Source organism: Hymenobacter guriensis (genome assembly GCF_015773195.1).
GTDB classification, from domain to species: domain Bacteria; phylum Bacteroidota; class Bacteroidia; order Cytophagales; family Hymenobacteraceae; genus Hymenobacter; species Hymenobacter guriensis.
In genome coordinates this window covers 511587-525821 of sequence record NZ_JADWYK010000002.1, presented here as the reverse complement: position 1 = coordinate 525821, position 14235 = coordinate 511587, and the positions used below count along the sequence as shown (strand labels likewise).

The window sequence follows — 14235 nt, the reverse complement described above, 5'->3', positions numbered from 1 at the left end:
TTCATTTTGATTACTCACTTTTTTCAGCCTACGACCATGAAAAAAGCTTTACTTCTTCCTGTTTTGAGCCTGATGCTGCTGCTGATGGCTGCCCGCCCCGCTGCTGAGGTAGAACTCATCAAAAAGCGCGTATTGAGCGAGCGTGTTGAAATTCTTATCCCCAAAGGTTTTGAGGTGATGAGTGAGCAGCAGATGGACTTCCTCTACGCCAAAGCGCAGAGCCGTCCCAGCCTGATCTACACCAATAACAAGCAGGCCAGCATCTCCTTCACGTACACCGACAACACCGCGGATCAGGACATGATCCAGATGTACTCGGACAACTTCATCAAAACCTACACCAAGCAGTTTCCCAATGCCCGCTGGTTTGGCAAAGGCATGAAGGAAATCAGCGGCCGTCAGGTTGGTTACCTGGAGCTGATGAAGCCCGAACTTGGTCACGAAGTATACAACCTGATCTTCTTCACCGACGTGGAAGGCAAACTGCTGATGTGCACCTTCACCTGCGCCGACCGTCAGAAGCCGGAGTGGGAAATGGTAGCCAAGCAGATCATGAACTCCTTTAAGTCGAACGGCTAAGCGTTAGCTCTTCGCCCCTGGGTCGTCAGAATACAGCAATTCCGGAACAGATCGATATTCATCGGTTTGTTCCGGAATTGCTACGTTTATATAGTCCGGCTGAGCCGCTGCAGAAATTGCCTGGCAAGGTTAACTAGTCGTGGAAAAGCAGTCAGCGGTAAAGGTTTCGGCTTATCGTGCACATCATGGTAAGCAGCCGTGCCGCCGCGGGTATACCAGAAAAAAGCCGGTACACCTTGTTCGGAAAACGGGTAGTGGTCGGAATTAGCGGCCCGTCCCCGGGCTGCAATAGCGCCTACACCTACGTCCGACGTATTAAGTTGCTGTAACAGCTGATATTCCTGGGAGTGCACCTTGCCGTTTACCACCGTGATGCCCTCCTCGCCCGTGCCCACTAAATCCAAGTTAAGCAGGAAGCGAATAGAAGCCAGAGGCATAGCAGGATTCGCCACAAAGAATTGGGAACCCAGCAGGCCGGCTTCTTCCCCGCTGAAGGCTATGAAGGCCACCGAGTAGCGCAGCCGATTAGCCGGCTGAGCGAAGTGCTCGGCAAGCTCTAGCAGCATGGTAGTCCCGCTGGCATTATCGTTGGCCCCGGGGAAATACGTGCGGCGGCCCAACTCACCCAGGTGGTCGTAATGCGCCGTCACTACCAGAAAAGAGTCGGGGACGGCGGTGCCCGGCACATAACCCAGCACATTCTGCGTCTGGTAAGCTTGTTGCAAATGGGCTGTAACGTCGAGCCGCACGTGTTGCGCCTGTGCCGGCCAGGCCTGAGCCCGCACCAGCAGCCGCACGTGTGGTGCTTGGGTGTCGGCTACCGACGCGGTAAGCTTGGCAGTGGTCAGCACAATACTGGCGCGGGCTTCGGCCAGCTTTGCTTTAAGCTCCGGCATCTGCTGTAGGCGCGCCTCAATCTGCTGCTCGTATACCAAGGCTTTTTGCCGCAGGTCCTGCTGCAGAAACTGGTTTCGGATAGCGGGCTGGGTGAAGGCGAGCGTATCGAAATACACAACCGCCAGCTTGCCCTGAAAGGAGCCAGAGGTAGGGTGCGGAATGAAGTCGATGCCAGGCTGCAAAGTTTGCCGCCCGACGAACACTTTCAACCCCTCCGAAAACGTGTTGACGGTGAGGGGGAATGGCTGCCGGTAATCGGGCTGCCAGGCTTGAAGACCCAACTGGTGAAACCGTTTAGCTATGTATGCCGCCGCCCGCTGGTCGCCGTGATGGGTGTAGCCGCGCCCGTGTAGCTTCGGGCTCGTAAGCACCGATATCGTACGCCGTACGCGGGCCATATCCTGCGCCGGGGCAGGTTGGGCCGCCAGCAGGGTTACGAGGGCGCCGAGTACCGCCGTAGAGCAATGAATAATCCCAGGCCTGTTGGCGCTATGCATCGAACCAGTTAATTAAGGCGTCGCATAGCAGCGCTGATCATCAGCAGGCCAATGCTCATGCCGATGGCGTCGGAGAGGCCGTCGGTCCATTCGCCGTAGCGGCCAACATGCATAGTGGTTTGCAGCACTTCAATAAGGAACCCAAAGGCTACGCCTGCCAGTAATAGTACACTGAATGCATGCTGACGGAGCCAGGGCCACCGTTGCTGCCGCCGGGCGGAGAAATAGCTGAGCACGGCCAACAGCCAGAAAACAGCGGCATGAGCAGCCGTATCAAACGACAGCAGCTCCCATCGGGGCTGCGGCGGCATCCGGTCGGCGGGCGTGAGCGTGAGCAGCAGAATGACAACCGCCCACGCTACGGGCAGCGCAACGTAGGCGCGGCGGCGTGGCGTGGGCGGAACCAGCGGCATTCGGAAAAACTAGGCGCCTACCAGCTCACCGTAAGCTTCGGCCGAGAGCAAGGCTTCCAGCTCGGCGGGGTTGCTGATCGAAATTTTCACCATCCAGCCGTCACCGTAAGGGTCGGAGTTCACCAACTCGGGGCTGCTGTCGAGCTTATCATTGATTTCGAGTACAGTGCCGGAAATGGGGCTGAATAGGTCCGAAACCGTCTTAACCGCCTCAACCGTACCGAATACGTCGTTCTGGGCAACTTCCTTGTCAAGCGTGTCGATGTCAACGTACACGATGTCGCCAAGCTCGCGCTGGGCGTGGTCGGTGATGCCTACGTAGGCAACGTCGCCTTCAACACGAACCCACTCGTGTTCTTTGGTATACTGGAGGGTGGCCGGCAAATTCATAGAAGGGGAATTGAAGTAAGGGTTCTGACACAACGACCGGAGGCCGCGCTCAAAAGTACGGGTTAAATCCTGGATTGGCTACCGTCAAAGTACACAAAGCACTACGAAAAACGCCTTTCATCCCGGCAGATGAAAGGCGTTTTTTTGCTCAGTGCTACTATTGCTTACTGCGAGAGGCTATAGCGTAGCTGCACACCTCCCTCGGTGGCCGAGTTGCGGTAGCCAGCCGTACCGCGCGGCTCCGAAATCACGCGGGTGAAGTAAAACTGCAGGTTCAGGCGCTGGTTAAGCACATAGTCGATGGTAGGGCGTAGCTGCACCTGGCGGTTGCCATTCACGACCAGCCCACGCGGGTTGCCCAACAAGTTGGTGCTGTCGGCTACAATGGTGCGTTGCGTGGTCGTATTGTCGCGGATGGATAGATCGAGCCGCACCGTGAGCTCATTGCGCAGGATGCGCTGCTCACCCCCGATGCGGAAGGGCAGCTTCAGCTGGTTGGTTACGTAGCCAAAGCCAAACACCATTTCCTGCGTGTGCACTTCCGTAACCTGGGCACCCGACGAAATATTCAGGGAAATCTGGCGGTCGGTGCGGTACTCTGCGCGGCCCGTCACTTTTTCCAGCGTCTGAAAGTTCAGCCCGATCAGCGGCGACAGTCGCTCGATAATGCTTACCTGACCCAGCGTATAGTAGGGCACGTACAGTCCGTCCTGCACCACGGTGGGGAATTCCTCGGGCTTGCTGGGGTAGAGCGACGAACTGTTGAAGCTGCTCACGTTGTACACCGATGAGTAGGCGTGCGTGAGCGAAACCGAGCGGAAAAACCGTTGCACGAAGGGTAGCTCGCCCAACCCATTGTAGTTGACGGTCCAGTTCGGTACTGGCAGCACGGAGAAGGGGTCGAATGCTTTAGCCTTGTAGCCTTGGGAGGAGCGGCCGCGGTACGCATCCAGGAAAGCCGGAATCAGTACGTCCTGGGAGTTGTAGCTGTACTTGGGGTTGGTGGCGTCGGTGGCGGCCACCAGCCGGTCGCGCACAAAGCTCCGGTTTTCTATGAATTGGTTGAAAGCTTTGGAAACCGTGCTTTCCTTGCTCAGGTCGCCAAAGAGGGTGCCTATGGAGATAAAGGAAGTAGAAAAGGAGCCGGTTTCCAGTGGCAGCCGTGCGGCCAGCCCCCCGGTTGGTAGCTGGGTGTTTTCGTCAATGGCTAATCGGTAGAAACTCTCATTGTTGCGCACCGTCTGGCGGCGCGCATCTAGCTGAATATTGAAGTCGCGGATGGGCTCTAGGCTGGTGCGCAAATTCAGGTCGGTGGTTTCGAGGTTGCTGAGCGGCGTATTCAGATACTGGCTTTGCGGGGTATACCAGCCCCGTGAGCTGGCTCGCTCATATAGGTCGTCCAACTCGTACTGCTTACCCAGAATGAACGGCACCCCAGGGGCACTGAAATCCCCATCAAGCCCAAAGAACTTGGTGCGGGGTAGGTAGCCCGGCAGCAGCGTGCCCGCGCTGCGGGTGTAAGTAAAATTGAGGCTGCGGGCCGTCATCAGGGAGCGGAGTACGGCTTTCACCAGGCGCAGCTCGGGCTTCTTGGCGGTGGTATCGGCTGGGGCAACGGGTGCCGTGGGGCTGCCACCGCGGCCCGGCGTTTTGGCATCAGGCTTGGCGGGGCGGGCAGGTGGCGGGGCGTTGTTGATGATGTTGAGAAACCGAACCTTATTGTAAAGCTTCACCAAGTCAATCTTGCCGTTGGCGCTTAGCTCACTGTTATTCTGCACCGTGTTACCCAGGTTCAGGGTTCTGAGGCTGTCCAATGGGTCAACCAAGGCCGTAGAAGCGGCCTGCCAGGTGTAGGTGGCCGCGTAGCGCGCATCGGCCGAAATCCAGTCGGTGAGCGGGAATTTATCCAGCGGCAGACGGTAAGTGAGAGCCACTACCTGATTGAAGTTGGTAGTGCGGCCCCCGCGCTTAATGTTTTCGCGGATCAGCGCCCGGTTGCTCTCTGCTTCGGGCGAGTTGCCGAGCGTGGCACCGGGCCCTTCGTCAATTACGCCGCGGTTGGTGGCCGTGTAGTCGAAGGCCAGGCTCTTGGTCAGGTCCCACTTCAAATCATAGATGCGGTTGAAGAAGAAGCTTTTCTGGAAAACGCCCTGCGCCACCGGCGTGGGCACCTGGCCGGGCTCCAGCGTCCGTTGCAGAAACCGCTCGTTGTAGCGCCGGTCGAGGTCGGCGCGGAAGGCAAAGCGGCTAGGCAGCGGCGTGAAGTTGATTTCCTTGAAAAACTTGAGATAGGGCGAGTCCAGGGCCTTCAGGTTGGCCAGCGGGGTGTAGTTCTTGGGCGTGGTCTGATAAGTGTACGCCAGCGCCCCGTTGTAAGTGCGGGTGAAGTCCTTGTCGGTCTGGATATCGGTGTGCAGCTGCTCGGTGAGAGAGTAGCTCAGGGCAAAGTTCTCGATGTCGTAGGGGCGTACCTTTTTCTCGGGGTTGGTGCGCTCCTTCCGCATGTTCAGCACACTGATGCTGCGGCTGCTGGTCTGGTCGATAACTTCCTTGCGGTAGTTGGCGCGCTCTTCGTTCGACTCAAACTTCTGCAGCGACTGTTCCAGCTTCACGTCGGGGTCGAGCGGGTCGTACAGCGGCGAGCGGGACTCGTGGCCGGCCTGCACCAGCACCGGAATGCGCAGCCCCAGCTTTTCGGGCAGCAGCTTATCCACGGCTACGGTGGCGTTCAGGTCGCCGCGTACCACGTCGTCGAGGGAGCGTTGCTGCACGCGGTCCTGCAAGCCCCCGAAGCCGATAGACGTAAAGGAGCCGGTAGCCGTGATATTGGCCAGGTCGGCCAACTGGGTATTGAAGCGGGCCGTAGCGGCCCAGCCGGAGGTGCGGTCGAAGTCAAACACGCGCAGCTCATCAGCCCAGATGCACACCGACTGGTCGTTGCCGTTATCGGTGGGATTGAAGATGCCAATCATGACGCCCTGCACCGCCGAAAAGTCGGGGTTGCCTACCACCGTAATGGTGCGGCCGTCGGCCAGCTGCTTCACGTAAGGCGTTTGCAGACCCTGCCCGCTTTTGTTGCGCTCTACCTTGGCATCGATAAAATCCTGGAACGCCACATCCACAATGTTCTGGGGGTTCCAGATCTGGTTTTCCGAGGTGCTGCCGGGGGCGGTTATCTTCAGTGGGAGCGAGTACTCGTAGTAGTTCTGGGTGTAGTCGGTGCCAATGCGGATGAAGCCGCGCACCTGATCGTCGCGGGTGCCGGTTTCGCTTTCGGCGTGCAGGAACATGCGCAGGCGCTTGTAGCGGAGCATGTTGGTGCTCACGTTTTTGTAGGCCGCCTTGCCGTAGCCTTCACGCAGCCCTTCTACGCACAGGCGCAGGCTCTGCTCGTTCTGCTGGCGGTTTACGGTGCTGGAGCCGTATTCCTGGTCGCGCTTGATGCCGGGCGGCACCACGTAGGGAATAGCGTCGCTGCCGCCGGTGCCGGAAATGCCGTTTTCCTCCACGCTCACCGTCGAAATGGTGAACAGGTCAGCGTCGGTGTCGGTGTTCACGTTGGGCCGGCCGGGCTCGGCCACAGTGCCCAGGTAGCGGCGCCACTGGTTGGCCACAAACTGCATCTGCACGAAGCGCAGCACCGTAGGCTGCTGCCACTGGGTGAGGTACAGGCGCATAAACCGGATGCTCTTGAAGCCGAAGGGCAGCCCGTCGGTGGTGCCGCGCACGGCCGTGGGCTGGCGCACCGGAATGCGGAACTGGTACCACGTCACCACGTCGTTGTTGATGCGGTTGCTTACCTTATCCACGATAAAGTTCTGGCCTACTTCCAGTCCGCCGGGGCGCAGCGTAATCTTGTACTCGTAGTACCGCTCTGTGTCCTGAATAATGTTGTCGCGGTTCAGGTCTTCCTTGTCGGGCAAGGGGGTGGAGCTTTGCTGGCTGTTCTCGGCCGAGTTGCCCTGCAGACCATTGTACTCCTTGTAGCGGCCCAGGATCTTCACGTCGCGCCCATCGGAGTTGTAGTAGTCGCTCAGGTGGTGGCGGAAGTTGTCGGCCGAGGGGTCTTCGGCGCTGGCCAGGGTGCCGGTGCCGAATTCGGCTTTTTCTTCGTCATCGTTCAGGCCGTCGAGTCCCACGTCCTGCCGGTCGCGGCCGCCGTTGGCCGTCGAGAAGGCATCGGTCAGGAACTGCTGGCGGCTGACGCGGCCGTACTTGGTTCTATCGGTATCCTTGTCCGGGTCACTGGGGTCGTCGGAAAGGCCGTTCTCAAACGCGTAGCGGCCGTCTTTCAGGGCATCTTCCGAAATGGTACCCAGATTCAGGTACAGCTCGCCGCCGGTGGTGTTTTCGGTGGGCTGGTTCTGGGAGTCGTTCACCTGGCCGTTCTTGCCTTTCAGGAACGGGTCCATCAGCCAGAACTCCAGGTACTCGATGTTGGCGTTGTCGAAGTCGGTATCGAAGGTGATTTCCCGACTGATGCCTGCAAAGTTGCCCGGGGCGGTGCCGGCGGGCAGGGTACGGCCGTCGGGGCTGGTTTGCGGGTTGTAGTTGTAAGGACCACGCTCCGTAGGGAAGTACGCCAGGTCCAGGGGGTATTCGTAGCCGTTGCCCACGGTGCCCACGTCGCGGTTCGGGAAAATTTCCTTGCGCTGCACGCCGCGGGTGTAATGGTTCAGCAGGTCGTCGGCCGTAATGTTGTTGGGCCGGCTGGAGCCGTTGTTGTAGTAGCTCTGATCCACGGTGTACCAGGCCAGCTTGGCGCGGCGGTAGTTGGCGGCCAAGTCGATGGTGCTGCTATTGCCCAGTATAGGCAGTGGCGTGGCTGCCATCCGCCAAGCCGTAAGCGAGCTGACGCCGCCCGTGAGCGTGTAGGGCGTGCGGGCTGCTTCAAAGTCGTCGATGTAGGATACGCCGTTTTCGCCCCGGCCCAGTTGGGTTTTGCCGGGCACCAGCTTGGCAAACTCCCCGCTGAACGCCACCGTCGACGGGGCCTTGGTCGAAATCAGCGGCAGCATGTCGAGGTAGCGCGTAAGGGCGCGGGACTCGCGGCGCAGGTTCACGTCGAGGCCGTAGATGGTGTTATTGCCGGGTTCGTCGCCAATGTTCACGCGGTTGATGCCGGGAGCCTGGTTTTCCAGCAAGTGCAGCACCGTAGCGCCAAAGTTGATGTCGTCGTTGAGGCGGTAGTCGAAGCGGGCACCCAGCAGGCTGCGCGGCTGAACCTGCACCAGGGCGTCCTTCTCAAAGGTCACGCGCAGCTCGTTGGCCGCGTTCAGGTAAGCCGGGTTCAGCACTTTTACCTTGGCCTGGTCGTAGAATACCTGGTAATCGGTGCCCTCGGTGAGCAGCGTACTGCCGGCGTACACCCTTACCGACCCCTCGGCCACCCGAATGCCAGGCAGATTGATTTCATCGGACGACGTGGCCTGGTAGCGGCCCGTGAGGAAGAACTTGTCCTTTTCCTGACGCTGCTGCGCGTCGCTCTGCACTTGGTCGTAGAGCTCTTGGTACACGTACTTGTCTACCAGGTCACGCTCGGCCACGGTATCGAACCTCGATTTCAGATAGCGGCCAAACGGCTCCACCTGTGGGAAGATGATACGACCCTGCTCCGGATCGATGGTGATGCCCGGCAGAAAGTCGAAGTTGCCGTCGGAGGGCCGGTCGTTGTTGGCGTTGGCGTTGTCGAGGTTGAACACCTGCACCAGCGGCACGTTGGCGGTCTGCTGCCCTTCCTTCAGGGAAAGCAAGTCCACGCCCGTCGCGTCGTCTTTGTAGATGATGTCGAGGCGGAACTGGTCACGGTTGAGCTGGGTGGCGTTCAGGGAGTAGATGTTTTTCATCATCAAATCCCAGGTGGGGTACTGCAGAGCCGGGTTGGTACTCTTCAGCATCTTCAGGAAAATCACCTGGTCCTCCTGAACACCGGCGGAGTAGGACCCGGCCGTTTCGCCTACCCGGTACGACTTGCCATTGTAGGTGTACTCGTAGGAAACGCCCAGCACCTGCTCGGGCAGCAGCTGGGTGTTCAGTGAGAGGTAGCCCAGCTGCTCGTTGAAGGTGTACTCGCGCGGGTCGAGCTTGCGGGCCCGCACGTGCTCAAAGTCCACGTTCTTTACCAGGCCCCGGCCCGCCAGCGCCGCATCAACCCCGAGGTTTTCGCGGCTGCCTTTCACCAACTCGTATTCCTGATTGGCTGCGTTATCGGCCGGGGTGCGCGTGGTGCCAGTGGGGGGGAACTGGTCGCGGCGGAATACGACGCGGGGCTCGGCCAGGTCCATCAGAGCTACCACGTTGCGCAGGTTCTCGGTGGTGCGGTTGTCGTTGGTCACGTACACCTCCAGGTAGCGGATCTGGATGCCCGACTGCACCGTGGGCAGGTTGCGCAGGGAGGTGTCGTACCGGTCGCGGAAAAACTGCGACAGAAAGAAGTGCCGGTCCTTTTCGTACTGACTGGCTTTGATTTCGAAGGGCCGGCTCTGGCCGCCGTTGGAAATGCGCACCTCGTCGGACTGGCCGCGCAGGGTGGAGGCCACGGCCGTGACGGAGAGCTTGCCGAACTGCAGCTGGGTTTTGGCCCCAAACAGGTTTTGCCCGCCCTGAATAAGGGAGTTGTTGAGCGGTAAACTCACGTTGCCCAGCTCTACTTTGCGGATAATATCGGTATCGAAGCCCGTGAAATCGAGCTTCATGTTGTTTTCAAAGTCGAAGGCAGCCTTCGTGTCGTAGTTGAGCGTCACCCGCATCTTCTCCCCGATCTGGCCGGTGAGGTTCAGGTTCATGTTCTGCTCGAAGTTGAAGTCGCCGGTTTTCTGCTGGCGCAGGGTGAGCGTGGGGTTGCGGTTGCGGTTGAACTTAGCCCCGGCCCGCACCGTCACCGAGCCGTTGGGCCGGATATCCACGTAGTTGCCCCCGAAAATGCGGTTGGCAGCCGGCCCCAGGTAAATCTTCGGAATCAGGCGCTGGGCCACGGCCGGTGAGCCGGCCTCCCCCGCCACGCCCCCGGCCGCCCGGTTGCGGAAGTAGTTGCGGATCGTCTGGTCCTGCTGCCAGCGCGAGTATTCCTCAAACGACATGCGGGTAGGGTCGCGGAAATCAATATCTGACCCCACGCGCTCCGACACGTCCACGCCCTGCAGACTGTCGTCCACGGTCACATTCAGGTTCACGTTGGACGGCAGATCCAGCAACAGCGGCGATTCGCGGCGCTGGGAGCTCAGGCGGTTGCCCGCGCGGTCTTCGGGTGCTACTTTGGGGCGGCGGCTGGGCCGGTAGCGGGTGGTGTCGGTGGGAGCGGTGCGGGGCGTGTCGGGCAACCAGGCCAAGTGACCGGCCGTACTACGCCAGGATGCCCACTGCAGCCGGAACGCACTGCTACCCGTAGCGCCCGACTGCGACCACCACGCCAGCAACGACGCTACGACCAAAGAAACAGTAGTGAAGGTCTTCTTACCGGTATTCAAGCGGGGTAAGCGTCAAGCCGCAAGCCACAAGCCGCAAGCTGATGAGTAAAGATATGGATGGCACAGGCGGTCTGCTTCCCGGTAGAAGGCGTACGGCTTGCCGCCGGCCGCTCAGCTAATGGGACTTAAGAGCAAATTTAATTAATTCTTCCACGCTCAGGTCGTTGCCGTGGCGGTTCTGAATCTGGTCGAGGGTTTTCTCGGCGGCAGCCCGCGCAAAGCCCAGCGTTACCAGGGCTGCTAACGCTTCGCTGCGGTTTGTATTGTGTGCCTTGGCCAGCGGCACGGTGTCAATACCGGCCTTGGCCAGCAGCTCATCCTTGCGCAGCTTGTCCTTGAGTTCCAGCACCACGCGCTGCGCCGTTTTCGGCCCCACCCCCTTGATGCTTTGGATGGCACGTACGTCTTCCTGCACGATGGCCTGGCGAATTTCACCCACCGACATCGACGACACCATTACGATGCCCGTGCCCGGTCCAATGCCCGACACCGAAATCAGCTGCATGAACAGGGCTTTTTCGTTGGGGTCCAGGAAGCCGTAGAGCGTCTGCCCGTCTTCCTTGATATGCTGATAGGTATAAAGCTTGGCTTTTTCGCCCTCGGCCGGCAGCTTGGAGTAGGTAGCCAGGGAAATCCGGACTTCGTAGCCAATGCCGTGCACGTCGAGAATAGCTAGTGCGTGGTCTTTGTAGGCGAGTTTACCGTCGATGTAGGCAATCATAGAAACGTGGCACGAAGCCGGGCTTCGCGTTGGGTGGAAAAGGAAGAACTCAGGTCTTGCTGAACAGTGCGCAGGCGGTTTTCTATCCCAATCTACTGATGATTTCCGCTAAAAAACGGCATCAGGTCTGAGCACTAAGTAAATGGCAGGCCGCCCACCGGGAAGCCGGCAGCCCGCCACCCAAACTTACAGCCCTTTGCCGCCCGCTTTTTGCGCATCAACCACCGCAATGGCGGCCATATTCACGATTTCGCGCACCGAGGCACCCAGCTGCAGAATGTGCACCGGCTTACGCATGCCCATCAGCACCGGCCCAATGACCTCCGCGCCCCCGATTTCCTGAATAACCTTGTAGGCAATGTTGCCGCTGATAACGTTCGGGAAAATGAGCGTATTGGCTCCGCCTTTGTCGGCCAGCTCCGAGAAGGGATACTGCTCCTGCAGCAGCTCCGGGTTCAGGGCGGTATTAGCCTGCATCTCTCCATCCAGAATGAGCTCGGGGTAGCGCTGCTTGGCCAAATCCGTGGCGCGGCGGGCCTTGTCGGGCAGCTCGCCGGGGTTGGAGCCGAAGTTGGAGTAGCTGATAACGGCCACCCGCGGCTCCGTATCGAAGAAGCGCACGGCGTTGGCGGTGAGGCCGATGATGTCCACCATCTCCTCGGCCGTGGGGTCGATGTTCACGGTGGTGTCAGCGAAGAAGAACGGCCCTTTCTTGTGCTGGATGATGTACATGGAGGCCACGCGCTTCACGCCCTCAGCCACGCCAATAGCCTGCAGCGAGGGCACAATGCTTTTGCCGTAATCTTTGCTTAGACCCGTAATAAAGGCATCAGCTTCCCCGTTTTCCAGCATCATGGAGCCATAGTAGTTCCGCTCGCGCAGCAGGCGGCGCCCCTCGTAGCGCGTCATGCCCCGGCGCTGACGCTTCTCGTACAGCAACTCCGCGTACTGCTCCCGCTTGGCATCTTCCTGCAGGATATCAATGATTTCGCAGCCTTCCAGGTCGAGGTTGTTTTCGGCGGCCAGGCGCGCAATCTTGTTGTGGTTGCCGAGCAGAATAGGCTTGGCAATGCCTTCGTCGTGCAGGATCTGCGCCGCTTTCAGGATTTTGTACGTGTCGCCTTCGGCAAATACCACGCGCTTGGGGTTGCTCTTAGCCGCGTTGGTAATGCGGTTCATCAGCTTCTGGTTTACGCCCAGGCGGCTGCGCAGCTCATCCTCGTAGGCCAGCCAGTCGGTGATGTGCACGCGGGCCACGCCGCTGTCCATGGCCGCTTTGGCTACGGCCGGGCTGATGGCGGTAATCAGGCGCGGGTCCAGGGGCTTCGGAATCAGGTAGGTACGGCCGAAGCTCAGGGTGTTGTCGCCGTAGGCGCGGTTCACCATGTCCGGTACGGGCTCCTTGGCCAGGTCGGAGAGGGCGCGCACGGCGGCCAGCTTCATGGCTTCGTTGATGCCCGTGGCCCGCACATCCAGCGCCCCCCGGAAGATGTAAGGGAAGCCCAGTACGTTATTCACCTGGTTGGGGTGGTCGGAGCGGCCGGTGGCCATGATGATGTCCGGGCGCGTGGCCATAGCCACCTCGTAAGCAATTTCCGGATCAGGGTTGGCCAGGGCAAAGACGATGGGGTTGGGCGCCATCTTCAGCAGCAGTTCGGCGGGCAGCACGTTGGCCGCCGAAAGGCCCAGAAATACGTCGGCCCCATCTAAGGCTGCGCCTAGAGTCGTGATGGCGCGGGAAGTGGCAAAGCGCAGCTGCAGCGGGGCCAGATCGGTGCGGCCGGGGTGAATAATGCCATCCTTGTCGAATACCACAACGTTTTCCAACTGCAGGCCCAACTCCAGGTACAGGCGCAGGCAGCTGATGGCCGCCGCTCCCGCGCCGCTTACTACGACTTTTACTTCCTCAATCCGCTTGCCTACCACTTCCAGCGCGTTCAGCAAGGCCGCCGAGGAGATAATGGCTGTGCCATGCTGGTCGTCGTGCATCAGCGGAATGTTCACCTTCTCGCGCAGCTCCGTTTCGATGCGGAAGCACTCGGGTGCCTTAATATCTTCGAGGTTGATGCCGCCGAACGTAGGCTCCAGCGCCTTCACAATGCGAATAAACTCGTCGGGGTCAGTGGCGTCGATTTCGATATCAAAGCAGTCGATGCCCGCAAATTTTTTGAAGAGTACGCCTTTGCCCTCCATTACCGGCTTGCTGGCTTCGGGGCCGATGTTGCCCAAACCCAGCACGGCCGTACCGTTGCTGATAACGGCCACCAGGTTGCCCTTGGCGGTGTACTTATACACAGCATCTTTATCGGCCGCAATTTCCTTGCAGGGCTCCGCCACCCCGGGAGAGTAGGCCAGCGCCAGATCCAGCTGCGTGCTGACGGGCTTGGTGGGTACTACTTCAATTTTTCCGGCCGGGCTCTGGGAGTGATAATCGAGGGCCTCTTGCTTGTTGATTTTGAGCATGGGTGTGCAGTACTAGGTGGTGCCCGCAGTGCGGGGTAACAGGCAAGTTGGGGCGAAAACCGCCGGAATCAAAGTTTGTGCGGCATGCAGCGTACGCACAAGCGCCCCGAACCGCGAACGGCCGGGGCGCTTATCTTGGAAAGCAAAGTCGGGATTATTCTATTGGCAGGTCAGTAAATGAGCCCCACACCGTTAGGTCGCACCGTTCTTTGTCGGTAGGGTCCCAGGAAGTATCATTCGGGTCAGAAATGTTTTTCATGCGCAGCTCATAGCTGCCACTCAGCAGGTGGCGCTTGGCGTCGTAGGCCGTGACGACCAGATTCCCGCTCATTCCGGAGTTATTGCTGTCGTAGATGCTCGCCGAGATGTTGCCAGGCTTATTTTCCCGGTAGTACACGTACCGTACCTCAGCCGCCCCGGCCTCCGGGTTCGGCATCGATTTCAGCGAATAGGTGCCAACGATACTGGCATTAAGCTGGCTGCGGTCTATGGTGAAGTTTACCGCGTCCCGGCCTTCTTTGGCATCGAAGTGCACATACAGCAACTCATCGTTCAGGATAGCTTGGTGCTGAACGTACCCCGACGGATAGCTGATGGCCGTGGTAACGTTTGGGGCGGGGTAATAGATGCTACTGCCCATCGTAAAGGTAGCAGCAGGGGCTGGCGCTTCGGGTTCAGGCTCGTTCTCGTGGGAGTCACAAGCCGCCACTCCCAGAAGGAGAGCAGCGGCCAGGACGAAGCGGGTTGTCGTTTTCATAGCAGGTAGAAAAGAGTGTGGAAAGCGGTTTTGCAAGCTTCGTGCCTTTTTC

The 14235-nt window shown here is 59.4% G+C and carries 8 protein-coding genes; 1 reads left to right on the top strand and 7 read right to left on the bottom strand.

Translation table 11 applies throughout. The annotated features are described in order from the left end of the window. Positions 1-36: 36 nt before the first annotated feature. The gene (locus I5L79_RS05705) at positions 37-579 is read left to right on the top strand and encodes a hypothetical protein (RefSeq protein ID WP_196954039.1); all 543 of its coding nucleotides are present in this window, start codon (positions 37-39) and stop codon (positions 577-579) included. An 86-nt stretch (positions 580-665) separates the two neighbouring features. Here I5L79_RS05705 and I5L79_RS05700 read toward each other — a convergent pair whose 3' ends face one another. The 7 genes from I5L79_RS05700 to I5L79_RS05670 form a co-directional block, all read right to left on the bottom strand. Further along, positions 666-1973 carry a M28 family metallopeptidase gene (locus tag I5L79_RS05700; protein WP_196954038.1) on the bottom strand — a complete coding sequence of 436 codons (1308 nt, stop codon included), beginning with the start codon at positions 1971-1973 and terminating at the stop codon, positions 666-668. An 8-nt stretch (positions 1974-1981) separates the two neighbouring features. After that, positions 1982-2386, bottom strand: coding sequence for a VanZ family protein (locus I5L79_RS05695; protein ID WP_196954037.1), 405 nt, complete (start codon positions 2384-2386; stop codon positions 1982-1984). 9 nt (positions 2387-2395) lie between these two features. Continuing rightward, positions 2396-2776, bottom strand: coding sequence for a glycine cleavage system protein GcvH (gene gcvH / locus I5L79_RS05690; RefSeq protein ID WP_196954036.1), 381 nt, complete (start codon positions 2774-2776; stop codon positions 2396-2398). Between the two features lie 164 nt (positions 2777-2940). Next, on the bottom strand, positions 2941-10242 hold the full coding sequence (sov, locus tag I5L79_RS05685; RefSeq protein WP_231402801.1) for a T9SS outer membrane translocon Sov/SprA: 7302 nt from the start codon (positions 10240-10242) through the stop codon (positions 2941-2943). A gap of 115 nt (positions 10243-10357) precedes the next feature. Then, entirely contained in the window at positions 10358-10963 is a 606-nt protein-coding gene (ruvA, locus tag I5L79_RS05680) for a Holliday junction branch migration protein RuvA (RefSeq protein WP_196954035.1), read from the bottom strand. Between the two features lie 186 nt (positions 10964-11149). Next, entirely contained in the window at positions 11150-13426 is a 2277-nt protein-coding gene (locus tag I5L79_RS05675) for an NADP-dependent malic enzyme (protein ID WP_196954034.1), read from the bottom strand. 154 nt (positions 13427-13580) lie between these two features. After that, a complete protein-coding gene (locus I5L79_RS05670) occupies positions 13581-14183 on the bottom strand; it encodes a hypothetical protein (RefSeq protein ID WP_196954033.1) in 603 nt (200 codons plus the stop codon). Positions 14184-14235: the final 52 nt, after the last annotated feature.

Bases quoted from the DNA above. Each gene is read 5' to 3' on its own strand.
- I5L79_RS05705 (WP_196954039.1), top strand. From the start codon at position 37: ATGAAAAAAGCTTTACTTCTTCCTGTTTTGAGCCTGATGCTGCTGCTG.
- I5L79_RS05700 (WP_196954038.1), bottom strand. From the start codon at position 1,973: ATGCATAGCGCCAACAGGCCTGGGATTATTCATTGCTCTACGGCGGTA.
- I5L79_RS05695 (WP_196954037.1), bottom strand. From the start codon at position 2,386: ATGCCGCTGGTTCCGCCCACGCCACGCCGCCGCGCCTACGTTGCGCTG.
- gcvH (WP_196954036.1), bottom strand. From the start codon at position 2,776: ATGAATTTGCCGGCCACCCTCCAGTATACCAAAGAACACGAGTGGGTT.
- ruvA (WP_196954035.1), bottom strand. From the start codon at position 10,963: ATGATTGCCTACATCGACGGTAAACTCGCCTACAAAGACCACGCACTA.
- I5L79_RS05675 (WP_196954034.1), bottom strand. From the start codon at position 13,426: ATGCTCAAAATCAACAAGCAAGAGGCCCTCGATTATCACTCCCAGAGC.
- I5L79_RS05670 (WP_196954033.1), bottom strand. From the start codon at position 14,183: ATGAAAACGACAACCCGCTTCGTCCTGGCCGCTGCTCTCCTTCTGGGA.